Here is a 14,885-nt window from a genome sequence, read left to right as displayed (position 1 = left end):
CTCCGGGGCCGCGTCAGCGGCCTCGAAGGAGGGCTCCAGCGGATCGCGCGATCCCTGGAGCCCTCCTTCGAGGCCCCCTGCCGCGGCAAGGGGCACCTCAGGATGAGGGGATCGGGTTGGATCGACCGGTCCGACAGACGCCCAAACGAAAAGCGGCGGCCCCTCCCGGAGCCGCCGCTTCGTTTTTCGCAAATCCCGAAAAATCAATTGCTGGCGAGGTGGGGGATCGGGTCGACCGGGGTCGCGCCTTTGCGGATCTCGAAGTGCAGCTGCGGCGAGGTGACGTTGCCGGTGGCGCCGGACTTGGCGATCGTCTGGCCGCGCTTCACCTTTTCGCCGGGGCGCACGTCGAGTTCGCCGTTATGGGCGTAGGCCGAGACGTAGCCGTTGTTGTGCCGCACCAGCACCAGCTTGCCGTAGCCCTTCACGTCCGAGCCCGCATAGGCCACGGTGCCGTCCTCGGCCGCCTTGACCGGCGTGCCCTCGGGCACCGCGATGTTGATGCCCTCGTTGCCCGAGCCGTAGCCGTTGATGACGCGGCCCTTGGCCGGCCAGCGGAACGACTCGGCGGACTCCGCCGCGGGGGCGGGCGCCGGGACGGCGGCGTCGGCGCTCGCGACCTTCACGGGCGTGGGGGCGGCCTGCTTGGCTTCCTTGGCCTCCTTCGCTTCCTTGGCGGCGGCGGCTTTGGCTGCGGTCTCCGCGGCCTTGGCCTCGGCGAGCTTCTTGGCTGCGTCCGCCTTGGCGGCCTTGGCCTCGGCTTCCGCCTTGCGGGCGGCTTCCGCATCGGCGGTGCGCTTGGCTTCGGCCTTCGGATCGGCCTTGGCCGTCTCCTTGGTCTCGGCCTTGGCAGACTGGCCCGGGCGGACGTGCTTCTTGGCGTCCGCGAGCTTCGCCTCCGCCTTCTTGGCCTCGGCTTCGGCCAGCTTCTTGGCCTCGACCGCCTTCTTCACGTCGGCGAGCTTCTTCGATTCCGCGGCCTTGGCGACGGCGGCCTTCTCGGCCGCCTTGGCCTCGGCGATCTTGGCGGCGGCGACCTGCCGCTCGGCCTCGCGGCGGGCTTCCGCGGCCTTCGCCTCGGCGGCGGCCTTGGTTTCCGCGGCCTTGGCGGCGGCCTCGGCCTTCTTCTCGGCGAGCTTGTCCGCCGGCTTGCCGAACTGGAGCTTGGGCGCCGGCACCGGCGAGGCGGCGCGCGGGGTCATGGCAGAATTCTGGCCTAAGGCCGACGGGTTCATGCCGGAGACGGCACCGCCGGTCGCGCTCATGGCCTCGGCCGAGACCACGCGGGTGGCGGTGGTCGTCGGGCTCGGGCCGATCGCCAGCGGGCGGGGCGAGAGGTTCGGCGCGGGCAGCGCCTGCGACTGGACCCGCGGCGTGCGGATCGCGGGCGAGGGCGCCATGTCGGCCTCCCCCTCCCCGTTGCCGAGGCTGCCCGTGGCGGCGGGCTCGCCGCCCATCAACCCGGCGAACGGGTTGCCGAAGGGATCGCCCAGCCGCGAGGCGTCCGAAGAGCAGGCGGCGAGACCGCCACCGATGACGGCGATGAGGGCGAAGCGCGACACCGTCCTCAAGCCCAGAACCGAACCCCGAACCCGCATCGACGCACCCGTTCCACCTGACGCAACCTGATGCGGACATTCAAACGGGATTCAGGTTAAGCATCCGTTCCCGTGGCTCCGCTGCGATGCGGTTTCGTGCGTTCGCGCGATGCTTTGCGGCGTTCAGGCCGCGGTTCAGGCCATCTGCGCCCGGCCCGGCGTCATCGGCCCGAGCCGGAGAACCGGCCCGTCGAGGCGCGTCGGCGCGCCCTCGCCGTCGCGGATCAGCGTCACGAGTCGGCAGCCCCGGCCGCTCCACAGCCCGGCCACCAGCCGCCCGCCGGGGTTCAGCGCGGCGAGCAGGTGCGGCGGGATCGCCCCCACGCCGCCGTTGATCAGGATGCGGTCGAAACTCTGCCGCTCGGTCCCGCCGGGCGCGAGCCCGTCGGCGGCCTCCACCGTGGCGTCGTTGAGGTTGGCGCCCAACCGGTCGCGGGCGGCGCGGGCGAGGGTCGCGTAGCGCTCCAGGCTGCGCACGTGGCCCGCGCCCAGCCGCACCAGCAGGGCGGTGACGTACCCTGAGCCGGTGCCGACCTCCAGCACGCGGGCGCCCTGCACCATGTCGAGGGCGCCGAGCATGGCCGCGGCGACGGACGGCGCCGTCATGGTCTGCCCGTGCGGCAGCGGCAGGGCGATGTCGCGCCGCGCGTATTCGCGCAACGCCGGCGGCGCGTAGGCCTCGCGCGGCACCTGCTCCATCGCCCGCAGCACGGCGGTGTCGCGCACCCCGCGCTCGCGGAGCGCCAGCACGAAGGCGGCGTTGCCGATCCGGCTCAGGCCCGCTTCATCCTCGGGCCCGGCCATCCTACGCCTCGAACGCCTTGGCGAAGCGGGTCAGCTCCGGCTCGTCGGTGAGGTCGAGGCGCAGCGGCGTCACCGCGATGCGGTTCTCGGCGATGGCCTTCAGGTCGGTGCCGTTGCCGGGCTCGAACCGCGCCTTGGCGAAGGCGAGCCAGAAATACGGGTTGCCGCGCCCGTCCTGCCGGGCGTCGATGCGCAGGAGTTCCTGATTGCGCCGCCCCTGGGACGACACCGCGATGCCGGCGACCTCGTCCGGCTCGCAATCCGGGAAATTGACGTTGACGACGATGCCGGGCTCGATCCCCGTCTCCAGAATCTTTTGGATCACCCGCGGCCCGTGCGCGGCGGCGCAGGTCCATTTGATCTGGCTGCGCCCGCCCGCGCCGTAGGCTTGGCTGAGCGCGATCGAGCGGATGCCGAGGATGGTACCCTCCATGGCGCCCGCGATGGTGCCCGAATAGGTCACGTCCTCGGCGACGTTCTGGCCGCGGTTGACCCCCGACAGCACCAGATCGGGCCGGTGGTCCTTCAGCAGATGGGCCACGCCCATGATGATGCAGTCCGACGGCGTGCCCTTCACGGCGAACCGCTTCTCCGCGATCTGGCGCAGGCGCAGCGGATCGTTGAGCGAGAGCGAGTGCGACACGCCCGACTGGTCGGTTTCGGGCGCGACCACCCACACGTCGTCGCTCAAAGCGCGGGCGATGCCCTCCAGCGTCTCCAGGCCCGGCGCGTGGATGCCGTCGTCGTTGGTGACCAGGATGCGCATCAGTGGTTCGGTCCCTCGATCCGGGTGAGGCCGCCCATGTAGGGCGCGAGCGCCGACGGGACCGTGATGCTGCCGTCGGGGTTCTGGTAGTTCTCCATCACGGCAATCAGCGCGCGGCCGACCGCGACGCCCGAGCCGTTGAGAGTGTGGACGTAATTGACCGCCTTCCCCTCCTTCGCCCGGAAGCGCGCGCCCATGCGCCGAGCCTGGAAATCGCCGCAGACCGAGCAGGACGAGATTTCCCGGTACGTCTGCTGGCCCGGCACCCAGACCTCGATGTCGTAGGTCTTTTGGCTCGCGAACCCCATGTCGCCGGTGCAGAGCGTCATCACCCGGTAGGTCAGGTCGAGTTTTTTGAGGACCGCTTCGGCGCAGGACAGCATGCGCTCGTGCTCCTCGGCCGACTTTTCGGGGGTCGTGATCGAGACGAGTTCGACCTTGTTGAACTGGTGCTGGCGCAGCATGCCGCGGGTGTCCCGCCCCGCCGCGCCGGCCTCGGCGCGGAAGCAGGGGGTGAGGGCCGTGAGGCGCAACGGCAGCTCGTCCTCGGTGAGGATCGATTCGCGCACGAGGTTGGTGAGGGGGACTTCGGCTGTCGGGACGAGCCAGTACTTCTCAAACGCCGCCTGCTCACCTGTCCGCGCGTTTCTCACCACGTCTACGTCATCAGTGAACGCTCCAACCGCCTCATTCAGGGTAGTTTTTGCATAAGAGAGATACTGATCTTCTGAAAACTTAGGAAGTTGAGCAGTGCCGAACATCGAGCGCGATCGAACTAGGATTGGCGGCGCCACTTCCGTATACCCATGCTCGCCCGTATGCAGGTCGAGCATGAACTGCCCCAGCGCCCGCTCCAGCCGGGCGAGCTGACCCTTGAGCACCACGAAGCGCGAGCCCGAGAGCTTGGCGGCGGCCTCGAAATCCATCAGGCCGGTGGCCTCGCCCAGCTCGAAATGCTGGCGGCCTTCCGTGAGCTTTTCGCGCGACGAGGCGAAGTCGCGATACAGGACGTTGCCGTGCTCGTCGGCGCCCTCGGGCACGTCGCCCTTCGGCCGGTTCGGGATCGCGGCGAGGCGCTCGTCGAGGGTCTTGGCGGCCTCTCCTTGCGCGGTCTCCAGGCCCGGCGCTTCGTCCTTGAGGCGGGCGACCTCGGCCATCAGCTCCGCGGCGCGGGCCTCGTCCTTCGCCTTCTTGGCGCCGCCGATTTCCTTCGAGAGCGCGTTGCGCCGCTCCTGATTGGCCTGCGCCGCCGAGACCGCGCCCTTGCGGGCGTCGTCGAGGGCGATCAGCTCGGCCGACAGGGGCGCGAGGCCGCGTCTCTCCAGATCGCGGTCGAAGCCTTGCGGGTTCTCGCGGACGGCGCGGATGTCGTGCATGGGCGGCTCTCGGGGCTCGAACGGCGCCCGCTTTGCCGCAACGCCCCCGGCATCACAAGTGCGGGCGGCGGAGTCACGCTCCGCGGCCAGGGGCGAAGCCCCCGGCCGCAAAGTCACAAAAACTTACTTGATGAGCTTGACCAGGGCCTTGCCCGGCTTGGTCTTCAGCTCCTTGGCGTCGAGCGTGCCGTCGTTGTCCGGGTCGGCGTCCTTGAACACGGCCTCGACGAGCGCGAGGTACTCGGCCTTGTCGATGGTGCCGTCCTTGTCCGGGTCGCCGCTCTTGAACAGGTTCGGGCTCAGCACGCCCTTGGACTCCTTGGCGTCGAGCGTGCCATCCTTGTCCGGATCGAGCGCGTCGAACTTGGCGGAGGCTGCGGCCTTGACCTCGGCGAGGTCGAGCGTGCCGTCCTTGTCCGGATCGAAGGCGGTGATGACCGCGCTCTTCTGGGCGAAGGCCGGGCCGGCGGCCAGCGGCAGGACGAGGGCGAGAGCGAGCGCGGCGCTGCGGGTCAGGGACATGCGAAAGGACTCCGGGAAACGAGGAATCGGCCGTCAAACGGCAGGCCACGCTTAGCAGCGGGCTTAACTTAAGCTAGGAGAAATGGTGCATTGCGGCAATGCAATCCGGGAGGGTCTGGCAAATGCCGCCGGTTTTCCGCAGCGCCGACGGGTCGGGATTTTCGCGGCCGCTTCCTCGTTTGTCTTATGAGGAGGCAGAGCCCGTCTCCGCCGAGAGTCCGGCTTGCGGGGCCGCCTCAGTGGTCTCATATCTCGGTTCCTGCACGATTTTTCCAGAAATCGGGCTGCTTTCCGGCTTGGCGGCGCCCTCCCTATGAGAAATATAAGTGACGGGCCCGCTTGAATTGCGCCCAACAGATTGGCTATATCCAGGGCGTCGAACACGAGGGGCCGGACACGAAAACGGCACCGCCTCAGTTCGAGGCAGGGCCGGTCGCGAGACCGATCCTCGTCTTCAAACCCTTGTCAGGAGATACACCATGAAGTGGTCCGCTCCCGTCGTTGCCGAGATCTGCGTCGGCATGGAAGTCACCTCCTACGAGTCCGCCGAGATCGACACCTTCAACTAAGGTTGTCTCCGGCCTCCGGGCCGGTCTCGTCGAAACCCATCGCTAACTTTGGAGAAACGTCATGAAGTGGTCCGCTCCCGTCGTTGCCGAGATCTGCGTCGGCATGGAAGTCACCTCCTACGAGTCCGCCGAGATCGACACCTTCAACTAAGAAGGTTCTTCGGCCTCCGGGCCGGTCGTGATCCCCAACCCATTCATTCAGGAGAAACGTCATGAAGTGGTCCGCTCCCGTCGTCGCCGAAATCTGCGTCGGCATGGAAGTCACCTCCTACGAGTCCGCCGAGATCGACACCTTCAACTAAGAAGGTCGTCGCCGGACTTCACCGGTGATCGGGGGCGTCGCCTGACGAGGGCGGCGCCCCTTTCGTTTGGGCCGGGCAGCGGTCCCGCGGCTTGCACGGGGGGGCGGGCTGTGGTCTCAGGCGGGCATGTCCGAACCGTCGCCCCCGACGCTCGTCAGCGACCTGCCCGTTCTCCCCTACACGCGCCACTGGGTCGGCGGTCCGGCGATCGACCGGATTCCGGTGCATGGCCGGATTCGTAGCGGCGCCGGCAAGACGCGGCTCCTCGATACCTTCCCCGAGGACGTGCTCGACGCGCCGCGGGCGCGGTTGCCCGGCCGCTATCTCTACGGCGGGCCCCTCTATCACCATTTCGGGCATGTCCTGGTCGATGCGATCATCCGGCTCTGGGCCTATGATCCGGCGATTCACACCGACGGGGTGATCTTCCCCCTGGTGCTCGCCAACGCCCGCCCGGCGCATCCGGACTACTTCTTCGAGATCTGCCGCAGCTTTGGGATCGCGCGCGACCGAATCCGCATCATCGATACGCCGACGACGGTCGAGGCCGTGCATTTCGCCGAGCCCGGCAGCGTGCTCGGGAGCGGGCCGGAGCCCTGGTATCCGGAGCGGCTCCGGCGGGTCGAAGCCGACTTCCTCGATCGCGCCCCGGCCGACCTGAAGACCCACGAGCGGCTGTTCTTCGGGCGGCGCCATCTGCACAGCGGCAGCCTGATGGGGGAAGGCTACTTCGCCGCCCGTCTCGCCCGGCGCGGCTTCCACGCCATCCAGCCGGAGCGATACCCCCTCGCGGCGCAGATCCGGCTCCTGAAGGCGGCGCGCGAGATCGTCTTCACGGAGGGCAGCGCAGTCCATCTCGCCGAGGTCACGGCCGCCCTGTCGGCGGAGCGGGTCACGATCCTCCTGCGGCGGCCGGGGGGCGACATCCCCCTGCGGCCGCATCTCGACCCGCGCCTGCGCCGCCCGACCGATGTGATCGGGCGCCAGTCGGGCCTGTTCCGCATCCATCACGATCCCGAGCGGCGGGCCGGGCCCAACTCGCTGTCCTACATGGTCGATCCGTCGGCGGTGTACGACGACCTCGTGCGGCTCGGCTACGCCGAGCCGGGCGGCTTCGACCTGCACGACTTCGTCCGCGCCGAGCGCATCGAGCAGGCGGAATGCGTCGGCGCCGACCCCCGGCGTCTGGCCACCCACATCGCCCAGGTCGCGCAGGAGCGCCTGAAGCACGGCCTCGCGACGCCGGACCTCTCCGAGCGCCGCCCCGCCCTGGCGCGGCTCCGCTCGCTGCTGCCTCGCCGGAAAACGACGAAGGGGGCGTGACGGGACGCCCCCTTCGTGGATCGGATGAGGCTTCCGCGCCTCGGAACTCGAGCGCGTCCGCGCCTCAGAGGCGGTAGCGGATCTGGTCGGTCCGGAAGCGCGCACAAGTCCGGTGTTCCGGACTTGTGTCTCCTTGCCGAACTTGAGCGCTTCCGCGCCTCAGAGGCGGTAGCGGATCTGGTCGGTCCAGAAGCGCTCGAGGCGGGTCAGCGACTGGTTGAGGCGGCCGAAATCGTCGTCGGAGATGCCGCCGATCGGCTGGATCGTGCGGGAATGCTTGTCGTAGAGGCCCTGGATCACGTCGTGGATCTCGCGGCCCTTGGTGGTGAGGCTGATGCGCACCGAGCGGCGGTCGGTCTTGGAGCGGGCGTGGTGGAGGAAGCCCGCCTCGACCAGCTTCTTGACGTTGTAGGAGACGTTCGAGCCGAGATAGTAGCCCTTGGAGCGCAGCTCGCTCGCGGTCAGCTCCTTGTCGCCGATGTTGTAGAGCAGCAGCGCCTGGACGCTGTTGACGTCCTCGCGACCGCGGCGGTCGAACTCGTCCTTGATCACGTCGAGCAGGCGGCGATGCAGGCGCTCCACGAGGTGCAGGGCCTCGAGGTAGGAGCCGGCGGCGCCCGTCTCGGGGGCGGCGGTCTCGGCGGGCTTGCGGGCGGTGTTGGCGGCCTTCGTGCTCATCGGTCTTGCCTCTCTGTCGGGTCGTGCCGGCTGCTTCGTCCGGCATCGCTTATGGGCTTGAACCTACGGGCCTCGAATGAAAGCCGATTTAAGCGACAGGATGAACTTCCGATTTACTTCTGTCGGTAAATGCAAAATGAAGCGGTCGTTTTTACCGCTCGTTCAGCCAACATCGCGCGCGGCGAGCCAGGATAACACGAAGTAAATCGCCACGATGCTTGCCTGCACTGCGATGAGCGGCGCCGACATCGGCAGGAGCTGCGGCGTCAGCGCGGCGAGCGTCAGCGCCGAGGTGGCGGCGAGCAGCCAGACCACCCCGCCCCAGGCGCTGGTCAGCCACAGCCCGACCGCGGCCACGAAATCGATCACCGCGAAGTAGACGATCGCCGCCTGCCGCCCGGCGGAGAGTTCGGCGAAGGGCGTCGCGCCCGGCCACAGATCGAGGATCTGGCCCCAGGTGGCGAGCCCCTTGGCGACCCAGGCGAGCGCGGTGATGCGCATGAACCAGACCAGCACCACGTCCCAGCGGGTCTGCTGGCGCGGCGCCGCCTCCTCGATGCGATCGACCGGACCCGAGCCCGCGCTCGGGCGCCCGCGCCCGTCGCGCGTCGTGCCGACCTTGGCGAGCGCCCTCATGGCCGCGGTCCCTCGCTGCCGTCGAAGCGGGGGATGTCCGCCCCCTCGTCCGCGAAGGCCGCCTCGATCGCCGCGAGGTCCACCGCCTCCAGCGTCGGCGGGCGCCAATCGGGCCGGTTGTCCTTGTCGACGATGACGGCGCGCACGCCCTCGTAGAAGTCGGGGCCGCGCATCACCTGCCCGCACAGCCGGTACTCGGCGCGCATCGCTTCGGAGAAGCTCAAGGACGGCCCCCGCTGCATCTGCGCCAGCGCGATGGTGAGGCTGGTGGGCGAGCGGGTGCGGATCGTCGCCGCGGTTTTTTTGGCGAAGTCCGAGCCGTCCGCGTCGAGGCGTTCAAGGATGTCCGCCACCGTGTCGGCGGAAAAGCAGGCGTCGATGGTGGCGCGCTCAAGCGTCAGCGGGCCGGTCTCCGGCGCGGGCGCGGCGAACGCGGACAGCGTTTCGGCGATGTCGCCGCCCTCGGCGAGCGCATCGAGCAACCCCCCGAAATCCTCGGCCCGGACCGAGTGGGTCGCGAGCCCGACCTGAAGCGCGTCCCCCGCCCCGATGCGGTTGCCGGTGAGCGCGAGATAGGCGCCGGTGCGGCCGGGCAGGCGCGGCAGCGCGTAGGTCGCGCCGATATCGGGGAAGAAGCCGATGCCGGTCTCCGGCATGGCGAAGCTGTAAGTCTCGGCCGCGACCCGCACGTCGCCGTGCAGCGAGATGCCGACGCCGCCGCCCATGACGATGCCCTCGATCAGGGCGACGAAGGGCTTGGGGTAGGTCTTCACGGTGGCGTCGAGCAGGTATTCCGCCTGCCAGAAGGCCATCACCTCGGGGAGCCGCCCGGCCTGGCCGAGCGCGTGGATGCGGCGGATGTCGCCGCCCGCGCAGAAGGCGCGGCCCCCCGACCCCCGCACCGCGACGCGGGTGACGCTCGCGTCGTCGGCCCAGGCCCGGAGCTGCCGGTGCATCGCCTCGACCATCGGCAGGGTGAGGGCGTTGAGCGCCTTCGGCCGCGCCAGGGTGACGATCCCCGCCGCCCCGCGCCGCTCGAACGTGATCTCGGGCTCCGCCGCGTCCGCCATGCCGATCCTTTCTCAACCCCGCCCGATTGGCTTCGACCGTCCCACGCAACCCCTCATCCCAGCCAACCCCCTCATCCTGAGGTGCCGCGTGAGCAGCCTCGAAGGAGGGCTCCAGAAGTCTCAGCGATCCCTGGAACCCTCCTTCGAGGCCTCCGCTTCGCTGCGGCACCTCAGGATGAGGGGGAGGATGGGATCGGGCGGACTTGCCATGAGAGGCTCGGGTCCGTGTGACGCGTGTCTTAGACGAAGTCCGGGCGAGGGCGTCAATCGGCGGGCCCGACACGTCCCCCGCCCTGCGGCGATGACGGCTTTCGGGGGTGATTCGGGATGTGCTAGGCCCCTGCCCGCTCACCCGAATGTTTCGGAGCCGCCCATGTCGAACGAACCGCGTCCGCTCGCCGTCGAGACCGCGCGGGAGGCCGCGCCCGGCGCCGGGCCCCTGAGCCTGACCCAGCGCCCACGCCGCAACCGCAAGGCCGAGTGGTCGCGCCGCCTCGTGCGCGAGCATACGCTCACCGTGGACGATCTGATCTGGCCGCTCTTCGTCATTGAGGGCACGGGCCGGCGCGAGCCGATCGCCTCCATGCCGGGCGTCGAGCGCCTCAGCGTCGACGAGGCCGTGCGCGAGGCCGAGCGGGCGGCGCGCCTCGGCATCCCGGCGATCTCGTTCTTCCCCTACACCGAGCCGAGCTTGCGCGACCCCACCGGCTCCGAGGCGCTGAACCGCGAGAACCTCGTCTGCCGGGCGGTGCGGGCGGTGAAGAAGGCGGTCCCCGAGATCGGCGTGATGACCGATGTCGCCCTCGATCCCTACACCAGCCACGGCCATGACGGCTTGATCGAGGACGGCGCCATCCTCAACGACGAGACGGTGGCGGTGCTGGTCGAGCAGAGCCTGATCCAGGCCGAGGCCGGCACCGACATCATCGCGCCCTCCGACATGATGGACGGGCGCGTCGGCGCGATCCGCACCGGGCTCGACCGGGCGGGATTCCGCGACGTGCAGATCATGGCCTATGCGGCCAAGTACGCCTCCGCCTTCTACGGGCCGTTCCGCGACGCCATCGGCACCAAGGCGGCGCTGGTGGGCGACAAGCGCACCTATCAGATGGACCCCGGCAACGCGGCGGAAGCCCTGCGCGAGGTCGCCCTCGACGTGGCCGAGGGCGCCGATTCGGTGATGGTGAAGCCGGGCCTGCCCTATCTCGACATCATCACCCGGGTGAAGACGGAGTTCGGCGTGCCGACCTTCGCCTATCAGGTGTCGGGCGAGTACGCGATGATCGAGGCCGCCGCCCGCAACGGCTGGCTCGACGGGGACCGCGCCATGACCGAGAGCCTGCTCGCCTTCAAGCGCGCGGGCGCCGACGGGGTGCTGACCTACTACGCGCCCCGCGTCGCCGAGCGCCTGCGCGCGGGCCTCTGACGCGGCGCCTCCCCTTGAGCCCCGCGGCCCGGCGGGCGCTTCTGGCCCTCGGCCTCGCGCTGGGCTGGCTCGCCGCCGGATTCGGTTGCGACACCGCCACCGACGCGCGCCGCGCCGCCCTGTGCCGCCGCGCCCTGCCCGCGCTCGTGCCCGAGGGCACCACGGCGCGGCTGCTGCGGGTCGGCCCCGGCGCGGGACCCCGCAGCGTGCGCGTCGATTACCGGCTGGCCGACGCCGGCGGCGCGCTCCTCAAGGGCGAGGAGGCCCGCGTGCGCTTCCTCGGTTGCGCCTTCGGCCCCGGCACCGAGATGACCGGGCTGACCACCGAGCGCGGACCGGTCAACGGCGCCTCGCTCTACCTGCTGCGGCGCTACTTCCTGGAGACGCCGGACGCCGAGGCGGCCGATCCGGGCAAATCCTCCGACGGCGCGGCCAAACGCTGACGATTCTCAGTCGTTGTGTCGCATCGGCTTTTCCGAAAGCCGGTTCCCACCTTTCGGGCCGATGCTCGGACTCCCTTGCAGCGCCGGCCACGGCCCCCACCTCATGGGTATGTTTCTCCATCACTGCGGAGCCCCGGCATGACGAACCCGTATTTCGACCCCCGGCCGGGCTACACCGACCCCGCCGGCTATCCGCCCTATGGCGGCGTGCCGGTGCCGTATGTCCGGGCGAGCCTCGGCGGGCGGGCGGTCGCCTACCTGCTCGACCTCCTGTTCATCCTCGTCTTCACCGCGATCCTCGGCACGGCGATCTTCTTCGTCGGTATCGTCACCTTCGGCCTCGGCTGGACGCTGTTCCCGGTCCTCGGCATCAGCGGCATCCTCTACAGCGCCATCACCGTCGGCGGCTCGAAGCAGAGCACCATCGGCATGCGGATGGTGGGCCTGCGGGTGGTGGCCCCCGAGAGCGGGCGCCCCGTCGACATGCTGACCGCGGCGGTCCACGCGCTGCTGTTCTACGTGGCGATCTCGACCTTCCTCCTGTGGTGCCTCGACATCCTGTTCGGCCTCGTGCGCGCCGACCGGCGCCTCGGCCACGACGTGCTGCTCGGGCTCGCCGTCGTGCGGGTCTAACCCTCGCGGGGGCGCGCCCCGCCCCCGCCCATGCGGCGCAATCGCTCGAATCGCGCGATTGCCTCATCCTTTCCCATCATCCCAGTTGAGCGCCGCCGCGATCCCGCTACATTGGCTTCCGGCGGTGCGGTCGCTCGTGCCGCCGGCCCCGAGGGCGAGCCTTTCCAGCGTGACCAGCCATCCGCGCGACACCCCGCAGTTCTATCTGACGGCCCCCTCCCCCTGCCCCTATCTGCCGGGCCAGGAGGAGCGGAAGGTGTTCACCCACCTCGTCGGGCGCCGCGCCCGCGACCTCAACGAGATCCTGACCCAGGGCGGCTTCCGCCGCTCGCAGACCATCGCCTACCGCCCGGCCTGCGAGACCTGCCGCGCCTGCGTCTCGGTGCGGGTGGTGGTCGAGGACTTCTCCATCACCGGCAGCCAGCGCCGGGTGATGCAGCGCAATGCCGGCCTCATCGGCACGCCGGAGCCGAACCGCCCGGCCTCGGAGCAATACGCCCTGTTCCGCCGCTACCTCGACGCCCGCCACGGCGACGGCGGCATGGTCGACATGACCGTGCTTGACTACGCCATGATGATCGAGGACAGCCACGTCGACACCCATCTCGTGGTCTACCGCGAGCGGGGCCCCGACTCCGCGATCCACGGCCGCGGCGTCGGCGCCCCGGTCGCCGTCTGCCTCACCGACGTCCTCGCCGACGGCCTGTCGATGGTCTACTCGTTCTACGACCCCCGGATGGCCGACCGGTCGCTCGGGACGTACATGATCCTCGACCACATCCGCCGCGCCCGGGCGCTCGGCCTGCCGTATCTCTATCTCGGCTACTGGGTCGATGGCTCCCGCAAGATGGACTACAAGGCCAAGTTCCGGCCGCAGGAACGGCTGATGCCGCAGGGCTGGGTGCGGGTGGAGTAGGGCCGCCTGCGGGGCGGCGCCGCTCCCGATCAATCGACCCGCCGGATCAGGGCCGCGTCGAACGTCACGGTGCAGCCGGCATTCTGGGTGTTGCGCTCGAACCAGTTGCCGATCGTCGCCTTGATGACGACGAAGCGCGTCGTCGCCGTGACCGTGCTGACGCCCGCCGGCAAGGTGAGCGCCACCGCGGCCGTGTTCGCGGAAGTCGGGCCGACCGTGACGCTGCGCGCGAAGCCATCGACCCAGGTGGCGTTGTAGAGACCGGTCGCGCCGAACTTGCCGTTGCTGTTGGCCGTGGTCATCAGCATCGACGAGCGGGGCCCGAGGATGTGGAACGCATCCGCCGGGTCGGTCGTCGCGATCTTGGGCCGGTACTCGATGGTCCAGTAATCGCCGACCGCAGCGACCGTGGCGTTGGTGCAGGCCGCGTTGACCGCGCTGACGTAGAGCGTGCCCTGCCATGTCGGCGGGGCGGCGGCTGCCGCGCAGCCCGCGCTCAACACCAGTCCGGCCGCCGCCAGGATACCGCGCGTGATCAACATGGGCTTCCCTCCCGAGCCTCGGATGACGGCCTTCGTCGGCCCGTGAGGCCGAGGTTTCAGCTCAGCCAGTCCGGAGCGTGGCGGTAAAGCCCCATTTCACGAAAACTTGCTTGTATGGCGGGATTAGACGGCTTTCGCACACGTGGGGATAGATGCTTGTTGTCCTTCGTCCGATCGGAAGACCACGGGTTGTCGGGGAGACTGCATCATGGCCGGTTCGGCGCGTAGGATCGTCTCGGTTCCGGCGATGGCGTTGGCCGGCCTCGTCCCAGGTGATGACTCTCGTCGATCACCAAGCCGTGCCGACGATCTCGCGGTCACGCAGGGCCGCCCTCGACGGGCTACCGGCCGCCGATGCCATGCAACGGCACAACATGCTTATCGTCGAATGGCCGCTGTTCGATGATAGCATCATGGAAATACTCGATGTGCTGCCGATCGGATAGATTCGATGCGCAAAGTCCGCGCCTGTGTGGATAGGCGTGACTGGCAACAGTTGCTCTGTCGAGAACGACAGAAAACGAAGCGGAAACCTTAGCTTTCGCTCCGGAACCGGATGGTATGATTGCTCAGATTTGGCCCAGTGCACGTGTAGCAAGGTCGAAAGAAAAGCGGCGATGTCAAACGATGCCAAGGTTCGATCATCCAAGAGGGCAAGAGGGCATCTCGATAGTGCGTTCGGGCGCATTTTTGCCGTCATGGGTGGTGCATTTCTGCTCCTTTACATAGCAAGATATGCACAGCATCGGCGACCGGATATAGATTTTTTATTTATAGCTGAGATTGCTCTGCCTACAATCTTGATACCCCTTATCTATTGGCCCTTAACCTATCTTAGAAGTAATTTCCATTACATATATAGATACTTTGTGCTGAGATCAAGAGAATACAATAAATATTTATTTTGTTTTTTTATCTTCCCCGTCATGCTGATAGGGCAATTGATATGGATCTTCATTATGTTTCTAAGGTATCCTAGTATAATTGAAGATTTCTTTTATAGTGGCAATCCGCGGCCAATCTTTGGAGTTCTTGCTGGACCCCCTTTGGCATTTTTATCTATTGTGGCTGGCCGATGCATGGTTATTGCACGAAAAAGAGGCATAGTTCTTTAGCAAAAATTCACTCCGTGAAAGCAAGCTCACCGTCTTTAAGGGAGAGTAGTCATAGAAAATATCAGATCATCTCTTGGTTTCGGCCTCTTGTCGGACGGTTTCGAAATTGGAACCTCATATTACAATATAACAAGTAAGGTTTTAGAGGCGTGATCCGACCCTACGG

At 68.1% G+C, this 14,885-nt stretch carries 18 protein-coding genes; 9 read left to right on the top strand and 9 right to left on the bottom strand.

From position 1 onward, the window contains the following. Positions 1-203: 203 nt before the first annotated feature. The 5 genes from AAHG03_RS02685 to AAHG03_RS02665 form a co-directional block, all read right to left on the bottom strand. Positions 204-1,598, bottom strand: a complete 1,395-nt coding sequence (locus tag AAHG03_RS02685; protein ID WP_342148552.1) for a murein hydrolase activator EnvC family protein — start codon at positions 1,596-1,598, stop codon at positions 204-206. Between the two features lie 135 nt (positions 1,599-1,733). Beyond that, a complete protein-coding gene (locus AAHG03_RS02680; protein ID WP_342148550.1) occupies positions 1,734-2,402 on the bottom strand; it encodes a protein-L-isoaspartate O-methyltransferase family protein in 669 nt (222 codons plus the stop codon). Position 2,403: 1 nt separating this feature from the next. Continuing rightward, positions 2,404-3,168 (bottom strand): 5'/3'-nucleotidase SurE, encoded by a 765-nt coding sequence (gene surE / locus AAHG03_RS02675; RefSeq protein ID WP_342148548.1) that lies wholly within the window; start codon positions 3,166-3,168, stop codon positions 2,404-2,406. Further along, positions 3,168-4,544 (bottom strand): serine--tRNA ligase, encoded by a 1,377-nt coding sequence (serS, locus tag AAHG03_RS02670; RefSeq protein ID WP_342148547.1) that lies wholly within the window; start codon positions 4,542-4,544, stop codon positions 3,168-3,170. Before serS ends, surE begins: the two co-directional genes overlap by 1 nt. 123 nt (positions 4,545-4,667) lie before the next feature. Next, complete coding sequence (locus AAHG03_RS02665) at positions 4,668-5,066, bottom strand: EF-hand domain-containing protein (RefSeq protein WP_342148545.1); 399 nt, start codon at positions 5,064-5,066, stop codon at positions 4,668-4,670. A gap of 479 nt (positions 5,067-5,545) precedes the next feature. Between AAHG03_RS02665 and pqqA (AAHG03_RS02660) the strand changes: the two genes are divergently transcribed. The 4 genes from pqqA (AAHG03_RS02660) (at position 5,546) to AAHG03_RS02645 (ending at position 7,260) form a co-directional block, all read left to right on the top strand. Continuing rightward, on the top strand, positions 5,546-5,635 hold the full coding sequence (gene pqqA / locus AAHG03_RS02660; RefSeq protein ID WP_015857429.1) for a pyrroloquinoline quinone precursor peptide PqqA: 90 nt from the start codon (positions 5,546-5,548) through the stop codon (positions 5,633-5,635). Between the two features lie 61 nt (positions 5,636-5,696). Continuing rightward, the gene (pqqA, locus tag AAHG03_RS02655) at positions 5,697-5,786 is read left to right on the top strand and encodes a pyrroloquinoline quinone precursor peptide PqqA (RefSeq protein WP_015857429.1); all 90 of its coding nucleotides are present in this window, start codon (positions 5,697-5,699) and stop codon (positions 5,784-5,786) included. A 61-nt stretch (positions 5,787-5,847) separates the two neighbouring features. Next, a complete protein-coding gene (gene pqqA / locus AAHG03_RS02650) occupies positions 5,848-5,937 on the top strand; it encodes a pyrroloquinoline quinone precursor peptide PqqA (RefSeq protein ID WP_015857429.1) in 90 nt (29 codons plus the stop codon). A gap of 126 nt (positions 5,938-6,063) precedes the next feature. Continuing rightward, a complete protein-coding gene (locus AAHG03_RS02645) occupies positions 6,064-7,260 on the top strand; it encodes a glycosyltransferase 61 family protein (RefSeq protein ID WP_342148543.1) in 1,197 nt (398 codons plus the stop codon). A 159-nt stretch (positions 7,261-7,419) separates the two neighbouring features. Here AAHG03_RS02645 and ldtR read toward each other — a convergent pair whose 3' ends face one another. The 3 genes from ldtR to AAHG03_RS02630 all read right to left on the bottom strand — a co-directional run bounded on the left by ldtR (position 7,420) and on the right by AAHG03_RS02630 (position 9,644). Further along, positions 7,420-7,938, bottom strand: coding sequence for a transcriptional regulator LdtR (gene ldtR, locus AAHG03_RS02640; protein WP_091941332.1), 519 nt, complete (start codon positions 7,936-7,938; stop codon positions 7,420-7,422). A gap of 162 nt (positions 7,939-8,100) precedes the next feature. Continuing rightward, positions 8,101-8,574: a DUF6163 family protein gene (locus AAHG03_RS02635; RefSeq protein ID WP_342148542.1), complete on the bottom strand. Its 474-nt coding sequence runs from the start codon at positions 8,572-8,574 to the stop codon at positions 8,101-8,103. After that, entirely contained in the window at positions 8,571-9,644 is a 1,074-nt protein-coding gene (locus AAHG03_RS02630; RefSeq protein WP_342148540.1) for an enoyl-CoA hydratase/isomerase family protein, read from the bottom strand. The genes AAHG03_RS02635 and AAHG03_RS02630 overlap by 4 nt, the downstream gene beginning before the upstream one ends. Before the next feature lie 373 nt (positions 9,645-10,017). Between AAHG03_RS02630 and hemB the strand changes: the two genes are divergently transcribed. The 4 genes from hemB (at position 10,018) to AAHG03_RS02610 (ending at position 13,062) form a co-directional block, all read left to right on the top strand. Further along, positions 10,018-11,070, top strand: coding sequence for a porphobilinogen synthase (gene hemB / locus AAHG03_RS02625; RefSeq protein WP_342148539.1), 1,053 nt, complete (start codon positions 10,018-10,020; stop codon positions 11,068-11,070). Between the two features lie 14 nt (positions 11,071-11,084). Further along, positions 11,085-11,513: a hypothetical protein gene (locus tag AAHG03_RS02620; protein ID WP_342148537.1), complete on the top strand. Its 429-nt coding sequence runs from the start codon at positions 11,085-11,087 to the stop codon at positions 11,511-11,513. A gap of 138 nt (positions 11,514-11,651) precedes the next feature. Next, on the top strand, positions 11,652-12,146 hold the full coding sequence (locus AAHG03_RS02615; protein WP_342148535.1) for an RDD family protein: 495 nt from the start codon (positions 11,652-11,654) through the stop codon (positions 12,144-12,146). A gap of 169 nt (positions 12,147-12,315) precedes the next feature. After that, positions 12,316-13,062, top strand: coding sequence for an arginyltransferase (locus AAHG03_RS02610; RefSeq protein WP_342148533.1), 747 nt, complete (start codon positions 12,316-12,318; stop codon positions 13,060-13,062). Between the two features lie 29 nt (positions 13,063-13,091). Here the strand turns inward: AAHG03_RS02610 and AAHG03_RS02605 are convergent, their stop codons facing one another. Further along, entirely contained in the window at positions 13,092-13,604 is a 513-nt protein-coding gene (locus AAHG03_RS02605) for a hypothetical protein (protein WP_342148531.1), read from the bottom strand. A gap of 275 nt (positions 13,605-13,879) precedes the next feature. Between AAHG03_RS02605 and AAHG03_RS02600 the strand changes: the two genes are divergently transcribed. Then, a complete protein-coding gene (locus AAHG03_RS02600; protein WP_342148529.1) occupies positions 13,880-14,050 on the top strand; it encodes a hypothetical protein in 171 nt (56 codons plus the stop codon). Positions 14,051-14,885 lie beyond the last annotated feature (835 nt).

The organism is Methylorubrum subtropicum (assembly GCF_038442325.1).
Classification (GTDB): domain Bacteria; phylum Pseudomonadota; class Alphaproteobacteria; order Rhizobiales; family Beijerinckiaceae; genus Methylobacterium; species Methylobacterium subtropicum.
Note: the sequence above shows the minus strand (reverse complement) of the source record. Positions and strands in the feature narration are given on the sequence as shown.

Excerpts from the sequence above, each read along its gene's own strand:
- AAHG03_RS02605 (WP_342148531.1), bottom strand. The coding sequence starts at position 13,604 with ATGTTGATCACGCGCGGTATCCTGGCGGCGGCCGGACTGGTGTTGAGC.
- AAHG03_RS02615 (WP_342148535.1), top strand. The coding sequence starts at position 11,652 with ATGACGAACCCGTATTTCGACCCCCGGCCGGGCTACACCGACCCCGCC.
- serS (WP_342148547.1), bottom strand. The coding sequence starts at position 4,544 with ATGCACGACATCCGCGCCGTCCGCGAGAACCCGCAAGGCTTCGACCGC.
- AAHG03_RS02635 (WP_342148542.1), bottom strand. The coding sequence starts at position 8,574 with ATGAGGGCGCTCGCCAAGGTCGGCACGACGCGCGACGGGCGCGGGCGC.
- pqqA (WP_015857429.1), top strand. The coding sequence starts at position 5,848 with ATGAAGTGGTCCGCTCCCGTCGTCGCCGAAATCTGCGTCGGCATGGAA.
- pqqA (WP_015857429.1), top strand. The coding sequence starts at position 5,697 with ATGAAGTGGTCCGCTCCCGTCGTTGCCGAGATCTGCGTCGGCATGGAA.
- pqqA (WP_015857429.1), top strand. The coding sequence starts at position 5,546 with ATGAAGTGGTCCGCTCCCGTCGTTGCCGAGATCTGCGTCGGCATGGAA.
- AAHG03_RS02665 (WP_342148545.1), bottom strand. The coding sequence starts at position 5,066 with ATGTCCCTGACCCGCAGCGCCGCGCTCGCTCTCGCCCTCGTCCTGCCG.
- AAHG03_RS02685 (WP_342148552.1), bottom strand. The coding sequence starts at position 1,598 with ATGCGGGTTCGGGGTTCGGTTCTGGGCTTGAGGACGGTGTCGCGCTTC.
- AAHG03_RS02630 (WP_342148540.1), bottom strand. The coding sequence starts at position 9,644 with ATGGCGGACGCGGCGGAGCCCGAGATCACGTTCGAGCGGCGCGGGGCG.
- AAHG03_RS02680 (WP_342148550.1), bottom strand. The coding sequence starts at position 2,402 with ATGGCCGGGCCCGAGGATGAAGCGGGCCTGAGCCGGATCGGCAACGCC.
- AAHG03_RS02600 (WP_342148529.1), top strand. The coding sequence starts at position 13,880 with ATGACTCTCGTCGATCACCAAGCCGTGCCGACGATCTCGCGGTCACGC.
- surE (WP_342148548.1), bottom strand. The coding sequence starts at position 3,168 with ATGCGCATCCTGGTCACCAACGACGACGGCATCCACGCGCCGGGCCTG.
- AAHG03_RS02645 (WP_342148543.1), top strand. The coding sequence starts at position 6,064 with ATGTCCGAACCGTCGCCCCCGACGCTCGTCAGCGACCTGCCCGTTCTC.
- hemB (WP_342148539.1), top strand. The coding sequence starts at position 10,018 with ATGTCGAACGAACCGCGTCCGCTCGCCGTCGAGACCGCGCGGGAGGCC.
- ldtR (WP_091941332.1), bottom strand. The coding sequence starts at position 7,938 with ATGAGCACGAAGGCCGCCAACACCGCCCGCAAGCCCGCCGAGACCGCC.